We start from the raw sequence: 1,209 nt of genomic DNA, 5'->3' as shown, positions 1-1,209 counted from the left end.
GCGAGCATCCGGGGCTCCGGGTTGGGCGAGGCGAGGCTAGGCCGGGAGGGGCAGCGGCGGAAGGCCGCCTCGTGCTGTATGCTGGGCGAGTCCCGTTCCTGGAAAGGCGCGCCTCGATGCTGGTCGGAAGTTGTCTGTGCGGTCGTGTGGCCTACGAGGTCGATGCGGAGGTGGAGGGCGTCGCCCACTGCCATTGCGAGACCTGCCGCAAGGCGCACGGCTCGGCCTTCGCCAGCATCGCGTCCGTGCCGCGCGACCGGTTCCGCTGGACCCGGGGCGAGGACGCGCTCAGCGCCTTCGAGTCCTCGCCGGGGAAGACCCGGCGCTTCTGCTCGGTGTGCGGCTCGCAGCTCGTCGCGGAGCGGACCGGCCAGCCCACCGTCATGCTGCGGATGGGCGGCCTCGACACCCGGGTGACGGCGGACCGTCAATGGCACATCTGGCGGTCGGACGGCGCCAGCTGGTACGACCCCGACAAGGCCTGGCCGCAGCTGCCGGAGGGGTTTCCGCGGGGGTGAGGGGGGTTCTGCCTCTCCCGCGCTGCGCGCGGGGAGGGTGAGGCCGGTCCTGCGCTTAAGGCCATGGCGGCCAGTCTGCCTGCCGGTCCAGGCGTCTCAAGGACCGGCCGCAGGCCGGCCGCGGGGCGGCGGCGCCGGAGGCGCCGTCCTTGACACGCCTGGTCCGGCAGGCTCGCGATCAACCATGGACTTAGGGGCGGGAAGGGGCGCGGGCGGCGATCGACTGGAAGCGAGTAGGTGAGATCACGATGCCGGCCCGGCCATCTGGTGGCGCGCTGGAACAGACGGATCGACGCTGATGAACATCAAGACGCTTACCCGTGGACGGCCTCTCGCCGCGTTGCTCGTCCTGAGTTTGGCGGTCTACGCGCTCGGCATGACGATCCTCCCAATTCTGTTTTGGCCGGGATTGATCCTCTTCTCCCTGTGGAGCGCGATCATCTGGTACTCGGTCATCCGCTCCATTGCCCGGCGGCATCGGTCCTAGTGTGCCGAGGAAGACGAGAGCGCATGATGTTCCCTATTTGTTCTTGACATTACCGGCGCCTCAAGGCAGGCTTAGGGCTGGGCGCGGTGCGGGCCGCGGCCGGGGACCTGACAGCGGGATTTGAGCGATGGCGGACGGGGCGGGCGGTGGTCCGGCGCGGCCGGGCGCGGCTGCGCCGGGGGCGAGCGTCTATACGGAAGCGCT

The 1,209-nt window shown here is 70.2% G+C and carries 2 protein-coding genes; both read left to right on the top strand.

From position 1 onward, the window contains the following. The first annotated feature begins 116 nt into the window (after positions 1 to 116). A complete protein-coding gene (locus V7Z97_RS20490) occupies positions 117 to 518 on the top strand; it encodes a GFA family protein (protein WP_442958060.1) in 402 nt (133 codons plus the stop codon). A 298-nt stretch (positions 519 to 816) separates the two neighbouring features. Beyond that, positions 817 to 1,005 carry a hypothetical protein gene (locus V7Z97_RS20485; protein ID WP_334165483.1) on the top strand — a complete coding sequence of 63 codons (189 nt, stop codon included), beginning with the start codon at positions 817 to 819 and terminating at the stop codon, positions 1,003 to 1,005. Positions 1,006 to 1,209 lie beyond the last annotated feature (204 nt).

Origin of the sequence: Phenylobacterium sp., from assembly GCF_036821595.1 — a bacterium.
In the GTDB taxonomy this organism is placed as follows: domain Bacteria; phylum Pseudomonadota; class Alphaproteobacteria; order Caulobacterales; family Caulobacteraceae; genus Phenylobacterium.
Note: the sequence above shows the minus strand (reverse complement) of the source record. Positions and strands in the feature narration are given on the sequence as shown.